Annotated in this window: 24 protein-coding genes and 1 pseudogene; 10 read left to right on the forward strand and 15 right to left on the reverse strand. The window is 57.4% G+C overall.

Annotated features, from left to right (window positions below):
* Positions 1-289 precede the first annotated feature (289 nt).
* The 7 genes from ACLF6L_RS09870 to ACLF6L_RS09900 all read left to right on the forward strand — a co-directional run bounded on the left by ACLF6L_RS09870 (position 290) and on the right by ACLF6L_RS09900 (position 5732).
* Complete coding sequence (locus tag ACLF6L_RS09870) at positions 290-607, forward strand: hypothetical protein (protein ID WP_008932132.1); 318 nt, start codon at positions 290-292, stop codon at positions 605-607.
* A 32-nt stretch (positions 608-639) separates the two neighbouring features.
* Positions 640-1437 carry a DUF4198 domain-containing protein gene (locus ACLF6L_RS09875; RefSeq protein WP_008932131.1) on the forward strand — a complete coding sequence of 266 codons (798 nt, stop codon included), beginning with the start codon at positions 640-642 and terminating at the stop codon, positions 1435-1437.
* The gene (locus ACLF6L_RS09880; RefSeq protein WP_412851588.1) at positions 1424-1693 is read left to right on the forward strand and encodes a FeoA family protein; all 270 of its coding nucleotides are present in this window, start codon (positions 1424-1426) and stop codon (positions 1691-1693) included. Before ACLF6L_RS09875 ends, ACLF6L_RS09880 begins: the two co-directional genes overlap by 14 nt.
* Entirely contained in the window at positions 1675-4224 is a 2550-nt protein-coding gene (gene feoB, locus ACLF6L_RS09885) for a ferrous iron transport protein B (protein WP_412851589.1), read from the forward strand. The genes ACLF6L_RS09880 and feoB overlap by 19 nt, the downstream gene beginning before the upstream one ends.
* Positions 4211-4372, forward strand: a complete 162-nt coding sequence (locus ACLF6L_RS09890; protein ID WP_156055392.1) for a FeoB-associated Cys-rich membrane protein — start codon at positions 4211-4213, stop codon at positions 4370-4372. Before feoB ends, ACLF6L_RS09890 begins: the two co-directional genes overlap by 14 nt.
* A 106-nt stretch (positions 4373-4478) precedes the next feature.
* Positions 4479-4646: a hypothetical protein gene (locus ACLF6L_RS09895; RefSeq protein WP_412851590.1), complete on the forward strand. Its 168-nt coding sequence runs from the start codon at positions 4479-4481 to the stop codon at positions 4644-4646.
* Positions 4647-4664: 18 nt separating this feature from the next.
* Positions 4665-5732, forward strand: coding sequence for a hypothetical protein (locus ACLF6L_RS09900; protein WP_412851591.1), 1068 nt, complete (start codon positions 4665-4667; stop codon positions 5730-5732).
* 361 nt (positions 5733-6093) lie between these two features.
* On the opposite strand, the gene ACLF6L_RS09905 is transcribed toward ACLF6L_RS09900, so the two are convergent.
* Entirely contained in the window at positions 6094-7488 is a 1395-nt protein-coding gene (locus ACLF6L_RS09905; RefSeq protein ID WP_412851592.1) for an RNA-guided endonuclease InsQ/TnpB family protein, read from the reverse strand.
* A 44-nt stretch (positions 7489-7532) separates the two neighbouring features.
* Here ACLF6L_RS09905 and tnpA point away from each other — a divergent pair, with 44 nt between their 5' ends.
* Positions 7533-7961, forward strand: coding sequence for an IS200/IS605 family transposase (gene tnpA, locus ACLF6L_RS09910; RefSeq protein WP_412851593.1), 429 nt, complete (start codon positions 7533-7535; stop codon positions 7959-7961).
* Between the two features lie 18 nt (positions 7962-7979).
* On the opposite strand, the gene ACLF6L_RS09915 is transcribed toward tnpA, so the two are convergent.
* Entirely contained in the window at positions 7980-8282 is a 303-nt protein-coding gene (locus ACLF6L_RS09915; protein ID WP_412851594.1) for a linear amide C-N hydrolase, read from the reverse strand.
* 103 nt (positions 8283-8385) lie between these two features.
* Here ACLF6L_RS09915 and ACLF6L_RS09920 point away from each other — a divergent pair, with 103 nt between their 5' ends.
* Both ACLF6L_RS09920 and ACLF6L_RS09925 read left to right on the forward strand, forming a co-directional pair.
* Entirely contained in the window at positions 8386-8658 is a 273-nt protein-coding gene (locus ACLF6L_RS09920) for a type II toxin-antitoxin system Phd/YefM family antitoxin (RefSeq protein ID WP_412851595.1), read from the forward strand.
* Positions 8639-8911, forward strand: coding sequence for a Txe/YoeB family addiction module toxin (locus ACLF6L_RS09925; protein WP_412851596.1), 273 nt, complete (start codon positions 8639-8641; stop codon positions 8909-8911). Before ACLF6L_RS09920 ends, ACLF6L_RS09925 begins: the two co-directional genes overlap by 20 nt.
* Positions 8912-9402: 491 nt before the next feature.
* Here the strand turns inward: ACLF6L_RS09925 and ACLF6L_RS09930 are convergent.
* The 13 genes and pseudogenes from ACLF6L_RS09930 to ACLF6L_RS09990 all read right to left on the reverse strand — a co-directional run bounded on the left by ACLF6L_RS09930 (position 9403) and on the right by ACLF6L_RS09990 (position 22696).
* A pseudogene (locus ACLF6L_RS09930) lies at positions 9403-10540 on the reverse strand (IS3 family transposase).
* 627 nt (positions 10541-11167) lie between these two features.
* Positions 11168-11509: a hypothetical protein gene (locus ACLF6L_RS09935; protein ID WP_412851597.1), complete on the reverse strand. Its 342-nt coding sequence runs from the start codon at positions 11507-11509 to the stop codon at positions 11168-11170.
* Positions 11510-11604: 95 nt separating this feature from the next.
* A complete protein-coding gene (locus ACLF6L_RS09940; RefSeq protein ID WP_412851598.1) occupies positions 11605-11919 on the reverse strand; it encodes a DUF6693 family protein in 315 nt (104 codons plus the stop codon).
* Between the two features lie 132 nt (positions 11920-12051).
* Positions 12052-13374 carry a hypothetical protein gene (locus ACLF6L_RS09945; protein ID WP_412851599.1) on the reverse strand — a complete coding sequence of 441 codons (1323 nt, stop codon included), beginning with the start codon at positions 13372-13374 and terminating at the stop codon, positions 12052-12054.
* Between the two features lie 868 nt (positions 13375-14242).
* The gene (locus ACLF6L_RS09950) at positions 14243-14584 is read right to left on the reverse strand and encodes a hypothetical protein (RefSeq protein ID WP_412851597.1); all 342 of its coding nucleotides are present in this window, start codon (positions 14582-14584) and stop codon (positions 14243-14245) included.
* 95 nt (positions 14585-14679) lie between these two features.
* Entirely contained in the window at positions 14680-14994 is a 315-nt protein-coding gene (locus tag ACLF6L_RS09955; protein WP_412851600.1) for a DUF6693 family protein, read from the reverse strand.
* Between the two features lie 132 nt (positions 14995-15126).
* Positions 15127-16449, reverse strand: coding sequence for a hypothetical protein (locus tag ACLF6L_RS09960; RefSeq protein ID WP_412851599.1), 1323 nt, complete (start codon positions 16447-16449; stop codon positions 15127-15129).
* A gap of 882 nt (positions 16450-17331) precedes the next feature.
* Positions 17332-17631 carry a hypothetical protein gene (locus tag ACLF6L_RS09965; protein ID WP_412851601.1) on the reverse strand — a complete coding sequence of 100 codons (300 nt, stop codon included), beginning with the start codon at positions 17629-17631 and terminating at the stop codon, positions 17332-17334.
* Positions 17632-17729: 98 nt separating this feature from the next.
* Positions 17730-19082 (reverse strand): hypothetical protein, encoded by a 1353-nt coding sequence (locus ACLF6L_RS09970; protein ID WP_412851602.1) that lies wholly within the window; start codon positions 19080-19082, stop codon positions 17730-17732.
* A 372-nt stretch (positions 19083-19454) separates the two neighbouring features.
* Entirely contained in the window at positions 19455-21632 is a 2178-nt protein-coding gene (locus ACLF6L_RS09975) for a heavy metal translocating P-type ATPase (RefSeq protein ID WP_412851603.1), read from the reverse strand.
* Entirely contained in the window at positions 21632-22117 is a 486-nt protein-coding gene (locus tag ACLF6L_RS09980; RefSeq protein ID WP_412851604.1) for a YtxH domain-containing protein, read from the reverse strand. The genes ACLF6L_RS09975 and ACLF6L_RS09980 overlap by 1 nt, the downstream gene beginning before the upstream one ends.
* Positions 22110-22469, reverse strand: coding sequence for a hypothetical protein (locus tag ACLF6L_RS09985; RefSeq protein WP_238616127.1), 360 nt, complete (start codon positions 22467-22469; stop codon positions 22110-22112). The genes ACLF6L_RS09980 and ACLF6L_RS09985 overlap by 8 nt, the downstream gene beginning before the upstream one ends.
* Complete coding sequence (locus ACLF6L_RS09990; protein WP_141565266.1) at positions 22466-22696, reverse strand: hypothetical protein; 231 nt, start codon at positions 22694-22696, stop codon at positions 22466-22468. The genes ACLF6L_RS09985 and ACLF6L_RS09990 overlap by 4 nt, the downstream gene beginning before the upstream one ends.
* Positions 22697-22744: the final 48 nt, after the last annotated feature.

Raw genomic sequence — 22744 nt, forward strand, 5'->3', positions numbered from 1 at the left:
AGCACAAGGCATGCCATTCATTATTTTGATCGCCTCGCAAACATGCCCTAACGATTGACGACGACCACGATGCCCCGGACATGGACGCATCACTGCGGCGTGCCAGCGCGTGATCCCGAACGCGGCGCTGACCCGGCTTGACATAAGTCATCAAAGATATCAAAGCCGAATGCAAGTACCTTCGTGATCAATTAAAAGAATCGTTATCGTTATAAAAATCAGCCAGTGATGCCCTTGCAGCGGCTAGCCAGCCAGTCCCGTCCCACCCCCTGACGGCAAGAGGTGCGTCATGAAGCTCGTCTCCCTTCCCACCACCACGCTGGCCCTGTGCCTGCTCGGCGGCCCGGCCCTGGCCCATACTCCCCTGTTCGCCTGCTACGACAACGGCGACGGCACCATTCTCTGCGAAGGCGGCTTCTCCGACGGCTCATCCGCCGCCGGCGTGACCATCCGCGTGCTGGACGGCAGTGGCGGGGTGCTGCTGGAAGACCAGCTCAACACCCTGAGCGAAATCGAGTTCGACAAGCCCGAAGGCACCTATACCGCGGTATTCGATGCCGGTGAAGGTCACCGGATCGAGATTCCCGGCAGCCGTATCCTGCCCTGACCTCACCTTCGTTCCCAAGGAGCCGTTCCCTCATGAAGCGATCCCTGATGACAGCAGGCCTGGCTTTCCTGGTTGGACTCGCCGCGCCGACGCAAGCCCATTTCCAGCTGCTCTACACCCCCTCATTCATCCATGACAGCCCCACTACCCTGCCCTTCCGCCTGGTCTTCACCCATCCGGCCGGCAACGGGGCGGTGATGGACATGGGTACCCCCGAACAGTTCTTCGTGGTGCACCAGGGACAAAAAACGGACCTGATGAACACCCTCAAGCCAATCACCTGGCAGGGCGCCCATAACCAGGGGCGCGCCTTTGCGGCCGAAGTCCCCATCCGGCGCAATGGCGATTACGTCTTTGCCCTGGTGCCGGCCCCCTATCTGGAGGAAGGAGACGGTTATATCCAGCAATTCACCAAGACCATCGTCAACCGCGGCGGCGCACCCTCCGACTGGGACAAGCCCCTGGGCCTGCCGACCGAAATCGTGCCGCTGGTGAAGCCCTACGCCCTCTACGCCGGCATGCTCTTCAGCGCCCAGCTGCTCTCCGACGGCGAGCCGGTGGCGGGCGCGGAGATCGAGGTGGAGTTCATGAACCACGACGTACTCATGGACAAGAACACCCTGCGCAAGGAAGGGCACCTGAACTTCCCCTCTCCCGCGTTTGAAACCTTCGTCACCCACACCGATGCAAACGGGATCTTTCACTTCGCCCTGCCCAAGGCCGGCGTATGGGGCTTTGCCGCCCCGGAATCGGGTCCCGTGACCGAATACAAGGGCGAACCCCTGAGCCAGGAGGCCGTGATCTGGGTACAGGTCCATGAGCTGCGCTGAACCGGATCAGACCCTGGACCAGATTCGGCCCGGCCAGTCCTGCCGCATCCTCCGGCTGACCGCCTCGGGATCGATTCGCCAGCGACTGCTGGACATGGGGCTGCTTCCCGGTCGCCGGATTCAGCTGGTGCGACTCGCCCCCCTGGGCGATCCCCTGGAAGTCCGCCTGGATGCCGGCGACAGTTTCGTGGCCATCCGGCGCCAGGAAGCCTTTCACATCACGGTAACCCTTGAAGCATGCACACCATCCCGCTGACCACTGCCCGCCCCGGCGACATCCGGGGCGGCATCGCCCTCATCGGGCAACCCAATTGCGGTAAATCCACCCTGTTCAACGCCCTCACCGGCCTGCGCCAGCACGTGGCCAACTATCCGGGCGTGACGGTGGAAAAGAAGCAGGGCCCGATGCATCTCGGGGATCGGCGCCTGAATCTGGTGGACCTGCCCGGCACCTACAGCCTCACCGCCTTCTCACCCGAGGAGCGGGTGGTCAGAAGTTTCCTGCTGGACTCGCCGCCGACACTGGGCATCCATGTGCTGGACGCCGCCCAGTTGCAACGGGGTCTGTCACTGACGTTTCAAGTGCTGGAAATGGGCCTGCCGGTGATCTGCGCCCTCAACATGAGTGACGTGGTTCGTCGTCAGGGCCACACCCTCGATCCACGGCGGCTTGCCGAGTTGCTGGGTGTGCCGGTGGTGGAGACCGTGGGCCGGCGGGGTCAGGGCCTGGATCAACTGAAACGGGAAATCAGCGGCCTGCTGGATGGCGGGCACCGCATCGCCGCCCGACTGCCCCGCTATGGCGCCCTGGAACCCCACATCCAGGCCATCATGGAGAGGCTGCCCGACAGCCTGAAGAACCGCTGGATGGCCCTGCGCCTGCTGGAGAACGACCCGGAAGGCAAGCCGCTCCTGCTGCGGCACGGGCTGGCGCCGGAATCCATGGAGACACTGTTGGCGGAGGCTCGCGACCACCGCGACCGGTTCCAGAAGGACCATGACCAGGATCTGGCCGACTACGTCATCATGATGCGGGACCGGCACGCCCACGACCTCACGAGCCAGTGCCTGAACACGGGCACCGGCGGGCAGCGGATCAGCTGGACCGAGCGGGCGGACCGCATCCTGCTCAATCGCTGGCTGGCACCGGTGTTTCTGCTGGCCACCATCTACGTGATCTACCACACGGCCATCGTGCAGGGCTATGAACTGACCCAGTACACCTGGCCTCTGCTGGCGGGGGTCCGCAATCTGGCCGCCGACTGGCTGCCGGCGGCGGGCTTTCTGCACGATCCCCTGTCCCGGTCACTGGGGCTGTGGCTCCTGGACAGCGTCAATACCCTGCTTAACTACGTCCCCATCTTCCTGATCCTGTTCGCCCTCATCGCCATCCTGGAAGACTCCGGCTACATGGCACGGATCGCCTTCATCCTGGACCGGGTGCTGCATCGGTTCGGTCTGCACGGCCAGTCCACCCTGCCCCTGATCCTGGGCGGCGTCTTTGCCGGCGGCTGCGCCGTCCCCGGGGTGATGGCCACTCGCGCCATCCCCGATCCCAGGGCACGGCTGGCCACCATCCTCACCGTGCCCTACATGAACTGCCTGGCCAAGATCCCCCTGTACACCCTGCTCATCGGCATCTTCTTCGTCGACCACAAGGGCCTGATCATGTTCTTCATCGCCACCATCACCATCATGGTGGCCCTGCTGGTGGCCTGGCTGCTGACCCGCACCCTGCTCCGGCCCATGGAAACCGTCCCGTTCGTGATGGAGATGCCCCGCTATCACCTGCCCACGGCCAAGGGCGTCATGCGCCGCGCCCTGGACCGGACCTGGCTCTACATCAAGAAGGTGGGCACCATCGTGCTGGCGGTGGCGGTGGTGATCTTCGTCCTTTTGAATCTGCCGGGGCTGTCAGCGGAAGAACAAGAGAACTTTGAACAGCGCGCCCAGATCGCACTGAATCAATTCCATGACCAGATCCGTGACAACCCCCATGCCCACCTGTTTCAGACGCCTGAACAGCTGATGCAGGCCCTGAGTCTGTCCAATGCCTACCGGGCCAGGCGCATGAACCTGAGCACGCCGGAGGCTGTCCAGTCACTGGACCGGCGCTTCGAACAGGCCGATCCGATCTATTTCCCCTTTGTGCGCCCCGGCGGGGGTGACCGGGATGTCCGCGCCATCAATCGCGCCCTGCGCACCCTGGATCAGGAACGCAGGCTGTTGCGCCTGGAGATGCAGGAGACCCGCATCCACAACAGCCTGCTGGGCCGCACCGGGCAGGCCCTGGAACCCCTGACCCGGGCGGCGGGATTCGACTGGAAGATCAATGTGGCCCTGCTCAGTTCCTTTGCCGCCCGTGAAAGCGCCGTGGCCACCCTGGGCGTACTGTTCCAGCAGGAGGAAGGCGCCAGTCGGCCCCTGGAAGAGCGCATGGGAACGGCCATGGGAGGCAGCGAAGGCGCCCTGGTGGCCCTGGCCCTGATCGTGTTCTTCGCCATCTACCCCCCCTGTCTGGCCACCGCCATCATGGTCAGGGTACAGACCGACTCCACCGGCTGGATGCTCTTTTCCATCGTCTTCCCCGCCGCCCTGGGGCTGCTGATGGCCAGCGCCATCCACAGCCTGGGACAGGCGTTCACCCTGGATGCCATCCACATGATGATCGGTTTCTGGGTCCTGATACTGGCCCTTCTGCTAATGGTGGGCCTATGGCCTCGCCAGAGGGTGAAACCGGGCCTGGCCACCGCAACACCGGGAGGCCCTGCCGATGGAAGCCCATGACATGCTGGTTCAGGCGCCCTCCGTCACCTGGATCGACATCCTGGTGACCGGAGGCATCGTGCTGGCGGCACTGATCTTTCTATGGCGCCGCCTGTGGCCGCGAAGGGGCAACCAGAAGTGCGGTGGCTGCGGTGGGAAATGTCGTTAGACCCCATTGATCAGGAAGGACAGCAGGGCACACCGGCAAAGACTATCAATTTTAAATAATAATGATTATTATTTAGATTATTGCCAACAAATACACCGGAGCCGCCATGCATACCCCCGACCACATCCCCACCCCCCATCAGGATCAGCCCGACACCGAGACCTCCAATCACGGCACGCCGACGTCCCCGCAGCCCCCGCAACCCACTGAAAACCGCCAGCGGTGCGCCTCGGCCTGTCAGGGCTGCGGGCGGCATCGCCATCATCCGGCCTGAGTCGGGAGGCACCCGCCCATGTTCACATCCCACACCCTGGACACCACCGCCGCCCACGTCACCTTCCCTGCCCCGGCGACGCCCGCCCATGACACCAGTTACCTTGGGCTGACGGAATCCCAGCAACTGGCTCTGTCCTGTGGCCGGCGCGTTCACCGGCTCTGCCGTGACTGGTTCGGCATCATCCACACCCTGCTTGAACAACCCGGCGTTCGCTGCGTGACTACCCGCCGCGGGGTGACGCTGGATCAAGCCCCGTGCGTCCATCAGTCACGCGTGGTGGACGACACCCTCCATCTGTTCGGCCTGCAACAGTCCATGATCCTGCGTACCGATGCCTGGTACAGCGGCTTTGCCATCGATATCGACAGGGCAAGCGGTACCGTGACACGATCGCTGCGGTTCTTTGATGCTTACGGCGAGCGGATCTTTGCCCTGGAGTCCACCGCCCCCGGAGGATTTGCACCCAACCTGATCAGGCCCTTTCTGGACTCACGTCAGGGCCGGGAACATACCCGCGTCCCCATGCCCCCTTACAGCCAGCCCCAGATGCAGTCCCCCTACATGGAACGACTGGAAAGGGACGGCATTCGCCTCTGGTGGCAGATGCCGGGCGATCTTCCGCTGAATGAAGTCCCTGGCATTGCCGACCTGCCAAGGTCCCGGCTGCTGGAAACCCTGGGCACGGACTACGCCGTCCGGGCCAGACCGGAGGCCCTGCATCTGCTCGCCGAATGCCTGCAGGCACAGGATCCGCCCATGAGTCTGCGTCTTTCGGTATCCCATGCCGGTGCCTGCCAGCGCACGACGGGCCCTCTGCGGGAAGCAAATATCCGGGAAAACACCCTGGAACTGGGCCAAGGCCCGGACACGAGGCTGAGTCTGGCACTGGAGGGCGTGGAAACCATCTGGATCGTCCGCAAACCCGGCTATCAGGGTGAGATCCTGGGCATCGAATGCCACGATGTTCACGGACACCTGCTCCTGGCCATTGACGATCATGGCCAGCCCTCGTGCCCCTGGGGTGAATGGGCCAGCCTGCTGCGAATCATTCAACCCCGGACGACCGCTTGGTTGCAGACATAATTCGGGTCATTCCCCGCACCGGGAATCCAGTGACATTCACTTGCAGGCCCGCTTCCGGGTATCGTCATTCCCGCGTAAGCGGGAATCCAGTGACAGACTGAAAATCCTGGACTCCCGCCTGCGCGGGAGTGACGCGGGAAAAAGGGAACGGGGAAAATAAGGAAAACAAGCATCTCATAAAGAAAGGCGCTGAAATACCGAAAGTGAGCTTGGCTCAAGGGGCCGGCTGGAAAGTGAAAGGCATGGCCGGCACGAAGGCATCCGACACCTCGCCCGAAAGGATGCGCTCCATATCCACACCCAAGTCCAGCTTACGCACCGGCGCGCCCGCGGAAAGATCGAGATTTATGAACTACCATCCCTAAACCGCTTGAGCGGTTGTAGGCATGGTTTCCGGTTTCGATGATCTGTGCGCAGTTGGGCGCTTGCCCTTCTGCGACTGACCCTGATCTCCACCGGCGTAGCCGTCCGGGAACGGCGGTTCGGGGCGCACCGCCCCTACCTGTTGAAGAGATTTGCACTGACCGATCACCGTTGTGACGCCGCGTCGGGCAATCACCCGGCTGGCGTTGTGGTCGGCATGATCGGTCTGCCCGCAGCGTTGACAGACAAATCGGCTCTGACTGAGCCGATTGTCGGGATGAATGTGGCCGCAAACGGCACATTCCTGCGAGCTATGGTGCGGCGGCACCACGAGAAACAGCACGTTGTTTCTCGGTGCCTTGTACTGGGCATAGGTTCTGATCTTGCCCCAGGCGCTATGGAGGATGCCCTTGTTGAGCCCCGCCTTGGCGCGGGCACCGTTGGGTGCGTGGCGCCCCCGCTCGTCGGTCTTTGCCTTCGGGCGACGACTCATGGAGGCCACCTTGAGGTCTTCCATGACCACGAGCCTCACCCCCGGCGCCATCACCAATGCGTGACTTGTCTTATGGGCAAAGTCCTTGCGCACGTTGTTGGCGTAGGTGTGGGTGCGGGCCACGCGCTTTTTGGCCTTGTGCCAGCCGGATGAGCCCTTGGCACGTCGCGCCATGCGCCGCTGCCAGCGAAGGCGCTGGCGTTCCTTGCGGGCCATTCGCTGCTTTTGCACCGGGTCGAAGGCATACACCGATCCCGTGCTGGCGTAGGCAAGCACCGCCACGCCGCGATCCACGCCGATGGTGGCCGCGTGCAATGAAGCCTCATCCCACTGCGATAACTCGGCCTGGATCTCTGCAGGGCGCGGATGGATCACATCATCCTCGGTGGCAAATGACACATGCCACTGACCGGCGTTGATGCTGATGACGATGGATGCGGGCAATGTATGAGGCCGATCCGCGACATAGCGCAACCGACCGAGCGGGTGCTTTTTCGTGCCGACCCGAAGGTGATAACCCCCTTCGCCATCATCCTCGAAAGCAAATAACTCCCGCGTCAGCCAGACGCCTTGTTCGCCACCTTTTCCATGAATCGTTGGACGACCGGATAATTTCTGGAAGAAGCGACTGTAGGCTTGTTTCCATCGAACCGCGCCATTGCGTAACACCTGGGAGGGCACTTCACGCAACCACGCCGTATCGGGGCCGATGAACTGGCTGTATTGTTGGTCGATGGGTGGTTTTTGCCCGGTCAGCGACAAGGCTTTTCGGGCAAAGGCACGAAAATAACGGTCTTCTCTGACCTTGCTGTTATAGATGAATCGCTGACAGCCAATCCAACGCAGCAGGATATTTTCCTGCTGGCGACCGGGATAGCAACGAAAGCGATGTCCGATCATGCCCATGCCTGCTATCGTTCCATGAAAACCACCAAGGCGCAACCATGGAAAGTAGCACTAAATCTCGTTCTCACGCCGTTTATGACATTAAGCTGCATGTTGTTTTTGTGACCAAGTACCGTCGCCCTTGCCTGCATGAAGAACTGAGGGACTACCTGGAGGGGGCGTTTTCGGAGATCCTGGCGGCATGGCGTTGTGAACTGATCGAATTTGGTGGCGAGGCTGATCACGTTCACCTGCTGATAGCGATCCATCCGGCATTGAACCTTTCCACGCTGGTCAACAATCTCAAGACAGCCAGCGCCCGCCGCGCCCGCAATCGTTTTGCCGAGCACTTGGCGGCGTTTTATTGCAAACCGATGTTTTGGCACCGCGCCTATTACGTTGGCTCTGTCGGTGGGGCATCCCTGGAGACGGTTCGGGCCTACGTGGAATCACAAGGCACCAAACCCCTCAAAAGAAACCCCGCTTGACCCCCTCCTGGCTAACGCCTAGCAGGGGGAATGCGCGGGGAAATGTTCAACGTAATAACGCAGCTGCTTGTGGTCGGCCACCACGCGCCAGCGGGTGGTCGAAAGGTTGGGCTGGTCGGCGATGCTGATACCCCAGGGCACGGACACCTGACGGATCACGCTGAACACCGAGGCCGCGGCAATGCGCGGGTCGGCACTTTGCACCACCGCGTTCACATAAAAATGCGCCCGCACGAAACGATCGGTGGCGCGTACCGTGCCGGGCATGAACTCCCGCGGGTTCACGCCCTGCCAGTATTCGAGGATCGCAAGCTGCCGCACGTAGTGTAGGCGAAGCCGCAGCGGAGAAGCTGTCGCTGTGCTTGGCCTTGTTAGGGCCTTTGCTATAAAATGGTACGGAGTTTCCGTACACAAGAGAAAGGTCATGGATACAATCAGCGTAAACAAATTCAGGGATAACCTGAAAGCCCTTGTAGAGCAAGCAGTTAGCCGGCATGAGCCCCTTAAGGTGACTCGACGAGCAGGTGAGGCCTTTGTGGTTATGAGCGCCGAAGACTGGGAGCGCGAGCAGGAAACCCTTCACGTCCTTCAAAGCAAGAGTCTCATGCAGCAGATTGCCGACTCCCTTGAAACCCATGCCCAGGGACAAGGATACAAACCGACTGACGAGCAAATGAATGAGATCGCTGGTATTTGAGGGTAATACCTGGGAAGCGTATGAGGCTATGCGCGAAAAGGACAAGCGGCTACACAAGGCCTTATGTAAACTGCTCAAGGACATGCTCCGGTCTGATGATCCGTCATCGGGGCTGGGTAAGCCCGAGCAACTTAAGCACAACCTTACTGGCCTCTGGTCAAAACGGATTTCGCAGAGAGATCGGCTTATATATCGATTTGACGAGAAGTCCATTTACATATTCGCCATCGGCGGGCACTACGACCAGCTCTAACGCCGCCAACACGCGCAGCTTTGAAGTGGAGGCGGAGCCGCAACGGAAAAGCTGTCGCCGTACCTGGCCTGGTTATGTAAATCACCACTACTGTCTCCGAGTTTTCCCCTTGCGTGCCTCAATAACCGCATGCCCTGGCGATGGCAAGTCCGTCCAAGAGCCCATCGGGGCTTCCCGAGTTCTCCGACGTATCTCTTCCTGCATGCCACGGCCTGTGGACTCCGCCGGACCTCCACACCCTCGCCCTGACGGGTGCTTCTGTGTTGCCTTCGGTGCACGTTAAAACCCTCGGCGCCCGGAACTGAGCTTATCGAAGCTGTACCAGCACTTCAGGGTGCGCGATCACCCCTGCGGCCTACAGGATTCTCTGTCTACGCTTAACCTGCCTTGTTCGTCCTCCCTTACTCCGCCACAGGTCCAAGACTCGATACGGGTGGGGGCTAGCCCTTTCCCGACAGGGACTGTTCTGGTCAAGTCGCAGCGGACACGGATTAAGCAGCAACCGCTAAAAAATGTTGCTGTGGGGTGATGTACCCCAGGGACGAGTGGAGCCGGTCGCTGTTGTACTCCATCTCGATGTACTGAACGATGTCCTGCCGGGCCTGCTCACGGTTGAGGTAACGCTGGCCGGCCAGCCACTCGCTTTTCAGTGAACCAAAGAAGCGCTCCATGACAGCGTTGTCCCAGCAGTCACCTTTCTTGCTCATGGAAGCCACCATCTGGTGCTTCTCCAGGCGCTGCCGGTACACACGCGATGCGTACTGGCTACCCCTGTCGCTGTGGTGGATCAGTCCCGAGGATGGCTGACGGCGCCCCACAGCCATCTCCAGGGCCGACAGTGCCAGATCAGCCCGCATGTGATCGGCCATTGCCCAGCCCACCACCTGCCGGTCGTACAGATCCAGGATCGCGGCAAGATACAACCAGCCCTGAAACGTCCACACGGCAGTGATATCCGCCACCCAAGCGCAATTGGGTTCCGACACCTGGAAACACCGCTCCAACCGATTCGGCGCCACTGGGTACCCATGGTTGCTATCCGTGGTGGCCCGCCAGCGTCGCCGCTGCCGAGCTTCCACTCCGGCCTCGCGCATGAGGCTGCGTGCCTGAGCGCGTCCTACAGGCTCTCCACGCCGCTGCAGCTCCTTCGCCATCCGTCGGCTCCCATAACTGCCCCGTTTACGATTGTGGATGCTCTTGACCATGTCCAGCCGCCGGATTCTGTCCGGATCCGGCCCCCGTTGACACCAGGCATAGTAACCGCTGCGGCTGACCTGCATGACCCGACACAAATCCATCACCGTAAAGTTGGCCTTCTCCGCCTTGATGAACTCATATCTCAGTTCGACTCTTTGGCGAAGAAGGCCCCGCCTTTTTTAATATTTCCTTTTCCATCCGTAACTTACGGTTCTCTTCCCTAAGTCGTTCCAACTCCTCGGCCTGGCCCTCCTGTTGGTCATGCTGGGGAGATTGCCGCTCACGTTCCTTGCGCAGCCACCGATCCAACAGGCTGCGATTGATCCCCAGAGACCGGGCAGCTTCGGCCACCCCATATCCCTGGCGCTCAACCAATGCCACTGCCTCAGCCTTGAATTCCGCCGTGTATCGACGTCGTGCCTTCTTGCTCATGAACACCTCCGATGCATAGCCTACGAGGCTTAACGGGGTGTCCGCTACAATTGAACCACTTCAGAGTCAGCACAAGGTGACGAAGCCCATCAGGTGCAGGGGATAGGGTAAATGCGGCGGTTGTGCACTGAAAGTTCATGTTCTTATTCGGGGAGATCTGTCTCACTTGCGGTCCGTGTCCCTATGGAAGTCGAACTGAGGGCCGGCTCGAAAGGGCCGGAATAACCATCGAACCCTACCGGGGTTGTGGTCGCCATGGGAGCCGGACTGAGGGCCAGCCCGAAAGGACTGGAATCACCACCGGACCCTACCGTGACCCGGACAGCGCGCCAATCGGCAACGCTTGGCGTGATGAGGCAGAAGTCAGCAGACGGCATAGTAGCCAAACGCTCACCGTAATGGGTGAGACACGGTGAAGGCCCGAACCTCCGGCAACGAGAGAGACCCGCGTGTCTCAGCGGACGTAATGCGCCCGACCGGCTGAAACGGCCTTGGCGATTCGTTGGGCAACCAGCTTTGAAGGTCACCATGGTTGCATGGTCCTTTGAACTCCGGAGGAAACGCCCCGTGCGGACCCGCATGCGGGGTGTTGTGGAGGCCGGGGGAGAAAAACCCCCGGCTATCCGATTATGCTTTGGGTTCTATTCCCCACTCAGCTCTCTCCTCGTCGGACATAGAAGAGATGAGTCTCCTGCAAACTTCTATTAGCTCTCCCGGGGAGCTACCCATAGCTTTATAGTTAGTCAGCACATACCGCTTGACCGTAATAGGCCATTTTCCTTCCGAGTCAGCATCCTTGATCGTCATCTTTGCAGTTTGGTAATTCCCGTATCTAGACCCCATCGCGGCCTCTAACGCTCTTTCGAACTCGCCAAATGACCAGTTATCACTCCTAGCTTCGAACTGGTCCAGAACGCTCACTTTTGTTTGAGACAGCTTACCCATAAGAACTCCTTTGTAACGGCTCATTTCGCTTACCGGCATAACGCCGTGCACACGGGCGCGAGTTTACGAGCGTCCCGCCGCCGCTTGCGGCGGCGTAGTACTGCACATTGTTAGCACTTTTATTCCACACTGGTATTGTTCAGGGCGTAATTCCATACTCGGTAAAAATAGAAGATATACCCAATTCCAAGCGTCAAAATCGTTATGATAATCCAGAGAACTATATGCCCGATATTACTAAACATATCGATGTTGCAGCGCAGATTTCTTTCAACACCATTTTGGTCAACTAGCGTAGTTCTATTGATTATAAACTTTGAAAAGGAATAGGGGAGAAAAAACAACGCTACCCCAATTGTTATAATGATCAAAATTAGCCAAATTACAATATGCCCAATTATATCAAATATCCGTATATTTGCTTTTAGTTTCAATATTGTCTCCTCATATATTGTGGCTATTTCACTGGAATGCTAACGCCGCCAACACGCGCAGCTTTGTAGTGTAGGCGAAGCCGCAACGGAAAGGCCGTCGCCGTGCTTGGCATTGTTAGTCCGTCGCTGCCTTCATCTCATGATCTTGTCATAATCAGCTTTGACACCGCTAGGCACACTTGCTGGATCAATGTACCCAAGTACTTCTTTGAAGTTATTCCTACAGGAAGCATTGTTGGCTAGACGATTTCCCAGAGGATTATCTTTAACCATAGCCGACCTAATCATTGTGGCAATCTCTCTTGGGGAGAAGCCACGAATCATCTGATCATAGGCAGGTATTGCCGCGTTTGAAATTCCATAGCCATTCCCTACTCGACAGCAAAGAACCGTTTGAACGAACTGCTCCTGTACGGTTTCAGGAATAGCGCCTTGCTGCGATAGCTCTAAAAGCCTCTCGGCGAATGGGGGCTCATTATAAAAATTGTTCATCCCATTATGTACGTTCCAAAGACGTTCAACAGAGCGAGAGAAAACAAAATGCTGTTCAGATTCATTCAGAAGAGACAGAAGTCCGAGTTTTTCAAAGAACTGAAGGGATGCGGTGTGCTTTTCCTGCTCCCCTTTTGCCACATACTCAGAATGTCTATTGATAAGGTCAGACTTGATGGCAGCCGTGAACGTATCTTTTAGCCCTCCGCAAAGGTCTAACGAATTTAATCGAGCCGGCTCCGATGTATTTGGATCGCAATATATTCCATGCACCATCCCGACGAGCATCTGTCTTTGGGCGTCATGCGTTTCAGTGAGCCGCTGCATCCAGATTTGACATTGGTTAGCATTGAACCTCTGGCCCTTTACGGCAGATATAAATGCGCCAATATCTACGCCCTTTGGGGATGATGAATCTGCAAGAGCATATCTAATGCAACGATTCAGGAACGTAGTGAACTCACGATCGTTAATCTTCCCTAACGTAGGATGTGCCGCCGAAAAATTGTTTCTAACCTCCCGACACTGGTCTAGAAAGAAAAATCCATCTTCGTCAACTATGTTCAACTTGAGGCAAAGCTCAAGAAGCCTGCTGTCTTGAAGCTCAAGAAGATGTTTTTCCTCAAAATCAGACTGTTTAATTTGCGCGACAACCGCTAGCCCGAAATTCCGAACCTTGGTTCTTAACTGTAGAATCGCGGCGTTCCAAATGTAGTTCATTGCGCCGTCAAATAGCCCGGTACTTACGGCTACACACATCCTGGCAACCAGCTCACCTCGTAGATCCTCGGGAATCTCTCGAAGTTCTCTTGGCAAGTCCCGCCACGCATATTGGATTTCTTCGTCACTAGCAAGCATCTCTCGAGGGATACCCAGAGAAGTCGTTAGCTGAGATATGGCTGGAAGAACCGTGTCCGGTAATGCGGGTAAGGCCACATCCTGCTTTTTTACTAAATCATTCATTGATATGCCTCTAAAAATTGACAGTGGCTTTCTGGCTAACGCCGCCAGCACGCGCGGCTTTGTAGTGAAGGCGAAGCCGCAACGAAAAAGCCGTCGCCGTGACTGGCCTTGTGTACGCCCGACATGGGCATGAACTGATGGGGTGAAAGTCCCCTGTAGGAGTACCTGTGATGTCCACTCTGTGGACGACTGTAACTACTAGCCGACGGCAAGGGCAAACCCGTGAGGGAATGTCTGAAGGAAGCCCGAGCGCAAAAGTGTGAGCCGACGGACAGAAATCGCATATAAGGCTCAGTCCCCGGGCGAGTCAGCACAAGGTGACAAAGCCCATCAGGTGCAGGGGATAGGGTAAATGCGGCGGTTGTGCACTGAAAGTTCATGTTCTTATTCGGGGAGATCTGTCTCACTTGCGGTCCGTGTCCCTATGGGAGTCGAACTGAGGGCCGGCTCGAAAGGGCCGGAATAACCATCGAACCCTACCGGGGCTGTGGTCGCCATGGGAGCCGGACTGAGGGCCAGCCCGAAAGGACTGGAATCACCACCGGACCCTACCGTGACCCGGACAGCGCGCCAATCGGCAACGCTTGGCGTGATGAGGCAGAAGTCAGCAGACGGCATAGTAGCCAAACGCTCACCGTAATGGGTGAGACACGGTGAAGGCCCGAACCTCCGGCAACGAGAGAGACCCGCGTGTCTCAGCGGACGTAATGCGCCCGACCGGCTGAAACGGCCTTGGCGATTCGTTGGGCAACCAGCTTTGAAGGTCACCATGGTTGCATGGTCCTTTGAACTCCGGAGGAAACGCCCCGTGCGGACCCGCATGCGGGGTGTTGTGGAGGCCGGGGGAGAAAAACCCCCGGCTATCCGATTATGCTTTGGGTTCTATTCCCCACTCAGCTCTCTCCTCGTCGGACATAGAAGAGATGAGTCTCCTGCAAACTTCTATTAGCTCTCCCGGGGAGCTACCCATAGCTTTATAGTTAGTCAGCACATACCGCTTGACCGTAATAGGCCATTTTCCTTCCGAGTCAGCATCCTTGATCGTCATCTTTGCAGTTTGGTAATTCCCGTATCTAGACCCCATCGCGGCCTCTAACGCTCTTTCGAACTCGCCAAATGACCAGTTATCACTCCTAGCTTCGAACTGGTCCAGAACGCTCACTTTTGTTTGAGACAGCTTACCCATAAGAACTCCTTTGTAACGGCTCATTTCGCTTACCGGCATAACGCCGTGCACACGGGCGCGAGTTTACGAGCGTCCCGCCGCCGCTTGCGGCGGCGTAGTACTGCACATTGTTAGCACTTTTATTCCACACGGGTATTGTTCAGGGCGTAATTCCATACTCGGTAAAAATAGAAGATATACCCAATTCCAAGCGTCAAAATCGTTATGATAATCCAGAGAACTATATGCCCGATATTACTAAACATATCGATGTTGCAGCGCAGATTTCTTTCAACACCATTTTGGTCAACTAGCGTAGTTCTATTGATTATAAACTTTGAAAAGGAATAGGGGAGAAAAAACAACGCTACCCCAATTGTTATAATGATCAAAATTAGCCAAATTACAATATGCCCAATTATATCAAATATCCGTATATTTGCTTTTAGTTTCAATATTGTCTCCTCATATATTGTGGCTATTTCACTGGAATGCTAACGCCGCCAACACGCGCAGCTTTGTAGTGTAGGCGAAGCCGCAACGGAAAGGCCGTCGCCGTGCTTGGCATTGTTAGTCCGTCGCTGCCTTCATCTCATGATCTTGTCATAATCAGCTTTGACACCGCTAGGCACACTTGCTGGATCAATGTACCCAAGTACTTCTTTGAAGTTATTCCTACAGGAAGCATTGTTGGCTAGACGATTTCCCAGAGGATTATCTTTAACCATAGCCGACCTAATCATTGTGGCAATCTCTCTTGGGGAGAAGCCACGAATCATCTGATCATAGGCAGGTATTGCCGCGTTTGAAATTCCATAGCCATTCCCTACTCGACAGCAAAGAACCGTTTGAACGAACTGCTCCTGTACGGTTTCAGGAATAGCGCCTTGCTGCGATAGCTCTAAAAGCCTCTCGGCGAATGGGGGCTCATTATAAAAATTGTTCATCCCATTATGTACGTTCCAAAGACGTTCAACAGAGCGAGAGAAAACAAAATGCTGTTCAGATTCATTCAGAAGAGACAGAAGTCCGAGTTTTTCAAAGAACTGAAGGGATGCGGTGTGCTTTTCCTGCTCCCCTTTTGCCACATACTCAGAATGTCTATTGATAAGGTCAGACTTGATGGCAGCCGTGAACGTATCTTTTAGCCCTCCGCAAAGGTCTAACGAATTTAATCGAGCCGGCTCCGATGTATTTGGATCGCAATATATTCCATGCACCATCCCGACGAGCATCTGTCTTTGGGCGTCATGCGTTTCAGTGAGCCGCTGCATCCAGATTTGACATTGGTTAGCATTGAACCTCTGGCCCTTTACGGCAGATATAAATGCGCCAATATCTACGCCCTTTGGGGATGATGAATCTGCAAGAGCATATCTAATGCAACGATTCAGGAACGTAGTGAACTCACGATCGTTAATCTTCCCTAACGTAGGATGTGCCGCCGAAAAATTGTTTCTAACCTCCCGACACTGGTCTAGAAAGAAAAATCCATCTTCGTCAACTATGTTCAACTTGAGGCAAAGCTCAAGAAGCCTGCTGTCTTGAAGCTCAAGAAGATGTTTTTCCTCAAAATCAGACTGTTTAATTTGCGCGACAACCGCTAGCCCGAAATTCCGAACCTTGGTTCTTAACTGTAGAATCGCGGCGTTCCAAATGTAGTTCATTGCGCCGTCAAATAGCCCGGTACTTACGGCTACACACATCCTGGCAACCAGCTCACCTCGTAGATCCTCGGGAATCTCTCGAAGTTCTCTTGGCAAGTCCCGCCACGCATATTGGATTTCTTCGTCACTAGCAAGCATCTCTCGAGGGATACCCAGAGAAGTCGTTAGCTGAGATATGGCTGGAAGAACCGTGTCCGGTAATGCGGGTAAGGCCACATCCTGCTTTTTTACTAAATCATTCATTGATATGCCTCTAAAAATTGACAGTGGCTTTCTGGCTAACGCCGCCAGCACGCGCGGCTTTGTAGTGAAGGCGAAGCCGCAACGAAAAAGCCGTCGCCGTGACTGGCCTTGTGTACGCCCGACATGGGCATGAACTGATGGGGTGAAAGTCCCCTGTAGGAGTACCTGTGATGTCCACTCTGTGGACGACTGTAACTACTAGCCGACGGCAAGGGCAAACCCGTGAGGGAATGTCTGAAGGAAGCCCGAGCGCAAAAGTGTGAGCCGACGGACAGAAATCGCATATAAGGCTCAGTCCCCGGGCGAGTCAGCACAAGGTGACAAAGCCCATCAGGTGCAGGGGATAGGGTAAATGCGGCGGTTGTGCACTGAAAGTTCATGTTCTTATTCGGGGAGATCTGTCTCACTTGCGGTCCGTGTCCCTATGGGAGTCGAACTGAGGGCCGGCTCGAAAGGGCCGGAATAACCATCGAACCCTACCGGGGCTGTGGTCGCCATGGGAGCCGGACTGAGGGCCAGCCCGAAAGAGATGGAATCACCACCGGACCCTACCGTGACCCGGACAGCGCGCCAATCGGCAACGCTTGGCGTGATGAGGCAGAAGTTAGTAGACGGCATAGTAGCCAAACGCTCACCGTAATGGGTGAGACACTGTGAAGGCCCGAACCTCCGGCAACGAGAGAGACCCGCGTGTCTCAGCGGACGTAATGCGCCCGACCGGGCGAAACGGCCTTGGCGATTCGTTGGGCAACCAGCTTTGAAGGTCACCATGGTTGCATGGTCCTTTGAACTCCGGAGGAAACGCCCCGTGCGGACCCGCATGTGGGGTGTTGTGGAGGCCGGGGAGAAAAACCCCCGGCTATCTGATTATGTGTTACGCGGTCAATAGTCTTTGACATGCTTGCCGCGAAAGAAAAGCGGAGCAAACGCATTCCTCTCTGCTCCGGACTTAAAGTTCACGGGCAGCATTCGAATAGTTCCCCGCTCTCGGAACTTTCCGCTTGTGATCGCAGCAACGAGTTGTTCTTCCGTCATTCCCTCGAAGTTATTAGTGTCATTTGTGAAGTTAACGATGAATAGCCCCTTTTTTAAGCCCCGCTCTCCCTTGTAGGGATGTATCTTTTTTCCTTCCGCGTCAAATGCCCAGACGTCGAGAAGAAAATCACCTTCGCTCAAAGCCATGTATTACCTCTAACCTTCATAAACATAACGCCAAGCCCAGCCATGGAAGGCTGCAATGCGGCCTAGCATCGGCTGGAGCGACGCGTTATAACCGACCCCTACATTGGTTTCTTCCAATGTGATGTTACATATCTATATTCAGGAGCTTCTGTCTTTGGCGGTGAATATCTTTCGTCATCGATATTGAACCTTGCTCCAAGAATGTCTCTCACACCACCCAGCCTCTCTATTGATGTCAACTCGGCAGTGACGTTTTTATAAACACAGGAAAATGAAGAGCTCTTTGTGCCCAAGAAGGCAGGCAGCGGAATCTTAAAATCAAACTCAGGGAACTGCGGCAACCCCTTTATGGCCGCAACCGAATTGTATGCTTTCATAATAAAACTTGTGGAAAAACCTTGGTCAGTTCTAATTCCATACAGACTTAGTGTTTTGTCAGAAGCCTTCTTTAACTCCAACTCAAGACGACTGATTCGCTTATTTGCCTCACTAAAGCCTTCTTCATCGTACGCGACTCTAATATCTCTGAGCATCCCCCTTATCTCTTGAAACTCATTGTTGTTTCTAATCTCGAGCGCCGACCTGATAACACTTGATACATCGCCACCTTGCAAAGCAAGCCACGCTGAAAAGATGGGAATTTCCATAGAGATAGCTTGGCTGCGCCCATTGTCAATAATTTTCTCAACGGTAGTGCTCAGTTCGATTTTGAGCGCACCAAGTAGCTTGGAAGTAAAGTCGTGACCAAATGCACCTGTCTTTCGCATCCAGTGGATTTGATACGCGTGGCGGATTGGATGCAGGAAAGTGTCCGCCTTTAGATAAGAAGCGGCTAAGCTGTAATAAATTGACTTGTATGCAAGCCAGTTCAGAGAAGCTATGAAGGTCGTAAGAGCACTGGTGATATTGCTGGTGTGTTCCTGACCGTCAGAGCCAACAAATCTAGCGGCGTTCGACCAACGACCATATGTGTTTCCGACGTCAGATAACTCGCTGAATATAGATGCGCTGACTTCGCTATACTTTTGGAATTCAGGCGTATTCGGCTGCCCCAGCATCTTCATCGTCAAGTAATAGTTACTTGATGCCATGTCCCATGTACACACCATATTCATCTTGAGCATCTGAAGAAGCGCAGAAAAATCGTTATCAACGAACTCTCCACCTCTAACTTCTGGACGAATCGAATCCGCTTCAGATTTTGCTTTCTTTTCTACTGGATTAAGGCTTACCTCCTCTGGCGCGACAAACCGAACAAAGGCAAATTCCTTTTTTCGTGACTCGCGATATTCAGGCTTGTAGCTGTCTATGCATACCAGATCATCGTAGAAAAGAATTGCTTGAACTAAATTCTCAAACGCCACCAAGTCGCCATTAACGGTATCAGGGTTGCTTACAACAATATCGCCCAGTACACGCTGAACAGCAGTTAGTGAAGCATTATCGATCAACGCGTACGTCATTGTTGCGCCCTTAGGTTATAACATATAAGCGTTTATCCGCCATGCTGCGCACAGCAGATAAAAGCTTATGTGTTACACGGAATGGAACACGACTTTCGAAGGGCAATACTGGCGAGTTTCGGTCAAGCGCGAAGAGGAGGTGTGGCGCATGCTTGGCGAACCTGGGGGCGTTGCATGGATGATCGCCGCTCTGCTCTATGGGAGCGGCGTGAGGCTGGTGGAATGTCCACAGCCTCACGTGTCGGATGAGGAATCCGGCCGGAGATTGTGTGTGGTGCGATGCAGCAGCCCTACCCCATTCGGGCCGCACGGGTTCCCTGTACTCCATGACCTTTCCAATGCATGGTCCTGAAGTCGAGATTAGCCGATTTTGTGACGCACTTCCTGTTTCAGGTCAGGTTTTCCGTGCTGATCGCCAGGGGCCTGGTTTGAGGATTGTCCCGCGGATACGACGCGCGCCCCGCCCGACAGGGCACGCAGCAGAATGGCGATGGTGCTGCCGTTGTGAAGCAGGGAGGCGGCCACGGGGCTGAGCCAGCCGAAGGCCGCCGCGGACAGGATGGCGGTATTGAGCCCCACCGTCAGGCGGAAGTTGCTGTCGATGAGGCCGCGGGTCGACAGGGCCAGGGCGCGGGCGTCGGCAACGCGGGCGATGTCGTCTTCCAGCAGGGTGATGTCCGCCGCCAGCCGGGCAATCTCGGCGCCCTGGTGCATGGCGATCCCCACATGGGCGCCGGACAGGGCCGGGGCGTCGTTGATGCCGTCTCCCACAAACGCAATCCGTGCCCCCTGGGCGGAAAGTTCCTGCAGGATGCGCGCCTTGTCCTCCGGCAGCAGTTCGGCGTGATAGCCGTCCAGGCCCAGCAGTGCGGCCATTTCCCCGGCGCGGTCTTCATGATCCCCGGTGAGCATGTAGATGCGCTCGATGCCCAGGCCGCGCAGGCGGGCCACGGTGTCGGCGCTGTTGTGGCGCAGGCGGTCCTTGAGACCCAGCACCCCGAGCAGCTCGCCACCGAATCCAATATAGAGCAGCGTCTTGCCCTGGCGCTTGAGCGATTCAATCACCTGGGTCTGGGGGGCAATGGCAATCCCCTCGTGTTCCTCCAGGAAATGACGGGAACCCACGACGATGCGCTTGTCATCGATGACGCTGGCCACCCCGTGGGCGACGATGAACTCCACTTCCTTGTGGTTGAAGTGCTGCTGATGGGGCAGCCGTTCCGCCGCTTCCACCACGGCAATGGCCAGGGGATGAAAGTAGTGCTCTTCCACCGAGGCCGCCAGATTGATGAGATCCTCGGAGGTGAAGGCGGCATCGAAGGCGATGGAGTCGGTGACTTCCAGCTCTCCGCAAGTGAGGGTGCCGGTCTTGTCGAAGACCACCGTATCGGCCTCGGCCAGGCGCTCCAGTGCCCCTGCCCCCTTCACCAGCATGCCGGTCTTGCCGGCGCGGTACATGGAGGACTTGAAGGCCACGGGAGTGGCCAGTTTCAAGGCACAGGAATAATCCGCCTGCAGCACGGCGGCGACCCGGTTCCAGTCCCGGGATACGGCCCAGGTGCCGGCGGACAGACCCAGCACCATGGGTACCAGCCGGTCGGCCAGTTGGGAGGCCTCCAACTGGGTGTGGCTCTTCACATTCAGGGACTGCTCCACGAAGTCCGCAATCCGGGCCGCGGCGGCATGATGGCCCACCTTTTCCGCGTAGATGCGGATGCGCCCCTCTTCCACCAGGGTGCCGGAGAGGGCCGGGTCACCCCGGCGACGAATCACCGGCACGCTTTCGCCGGTCATGGTGGCCTCGTTCACCAGGGCCTCGCCCCCCAGTACGGTCCCATCCACCGGGATGACCGTACCGGTGGCGGCAATCACCGTATCGCCCACCCTTACCTCGCGGGCGCTGATCAGGACTTCCACCCCGCCCCGCTCCACCCAGACCTCCGCGTCCGCCGGATGCAGCAGATGCTTGAGCAGTTCGTCGGAGCGACGTTCGATGGTGTGTTCCAGGTACTCGCCCAGGGCCAACAGGAAGATGGTGGTATTGGCGGCAAAATAGTCCCGGCGGCCGATGGAAATGACGACCGCCAGGGCTTCCAGCACGTGGGAGCTGATGCCCTTGCGGAACAGGTCCTGCACCGCCTCCCCCGCCACCGGCAGGGCGGTCAGGAGGGTGAGCGGCAATCGCAGCCACAGGGGCAGCCAGCGGGACAGCAGCATGACCGCGCCGCTCAGACCCACCGCAGCCAGTCCGCTGCCGTGGCGTTCGGGCAAAGGCGCGGTCAAAGACACGGCCGGCGCCGTCAATGACAGCAGGGCGCTTTCCAGATGGACGGGATCGGTAAGACCGTCTTCATAATGGATCACCAGACATTGAATGCGCCGGTTGACCCGGACCCGGCAGACCCCCTGAAGGGACTCCACCGCCCGCTCGATGCGATGGGGTTCCAGAGGCATGCCCGGCCGGCACCAGTAGCGCAGGCGGATTCTGCCGGCAACGGCGTGAACCGGCTCCAGCCGGGCAAACCAGGGCGCATCCATCAGCGGTCTCCGTGCCGTTCCGCTTCCATCTCGGCCTTGATGTCAGCCATCTGTTCCTTGATCTCTTCCACGCCGCCGGCCACCCCGGCGTACAGGTCCAGGCCCGCCTTCATGATCTTGCGACGCATCTCCTCGTCGCTCAAGACCCAGGCGGCGCCGGCTCCCACCATCAGGCCCAGCAGGAACTTGTCCCGATGGGGGCCATCCAGCATGTGGGTCAGACGATGCAGCCAGCCTTCATCCTCGCCCCGGTAGCGCTGTCTGCCACGACGTTCCTGGTCATCGGCATCGCCTTCCGGCCCCCCGTAATACCCGGCTGCCCTGGGATCCCCCGCGGGCATATCCTCATCCGGATACCAGGGACAGGGACCATAGCCCCGCCCCCTGCCAGGCCAGGGTCCCGGGCCATAACCCGGCCCATAACCGTAGCCATGAAAACCCTCCCATGACGCTTTGGCCTTGTTCTTCTTGCGCTTCTTACCCATGTACCTTCTCCTTGTCCTCCCGCCCCTGGGAGGGGCGCAGGAGTCGTTCGATGATCATGACGCCGGCGGCGCCGGCGGCGGCGGCCGTCAATGCCGACAGATAATCCCCCCGTCTCACCGCGTTGGCGGCACGGGTGCCCGCCACCAGGGCGGTCCCGCCCTGCAAGCCATGGCGCACGACCCGGCGCAGGGCGGGTCGGCCGGCCGGGGGCGCGACGTCCTGAAAGGCGGAAATGCAGGCGGCCGTCACAAATCCCCGGGTGAAACAGCCGTCATAGCAGTCCAGGGGACGACGACGGGAACGGGCCGGCGGTGCGAAACCATATCCGGAGCGAAGGGGATACCGCTTCACGGTGTGTTCCCGCCATCGGTATCGTCCTTGCCCTCGTGGACGTTGCTCTCCAACCGCTTGCGCGCCCGGGCCGAGGCATGTTCGATGCTGCTCAGGCTGGAGACGGTCGCCTCGCGCAGGGTGTCCTGGGCCTTTTCGAGACCCTGCCGGGTCTTGTCGGTGCGCAGCAGTCTGACGGCGAGCGCACCCACCACGGCGCCGGCGGCAAAAGGAATCAGGTGATACATAGGTGTGCTCCTTGAGATCCCAAGGGATCCGGTCGGTATCATCCCGGC

The organism is Ectothiorhodospira shaposhnikovii, assembly GCF_047222355.1.
Classification (GTDB): Bacteria; Pseudomonadota; Gammaproteobacteria; order Ectothiorhodospirales; family Ectothiorhodospiraceae; genus Ectothiorhodospira.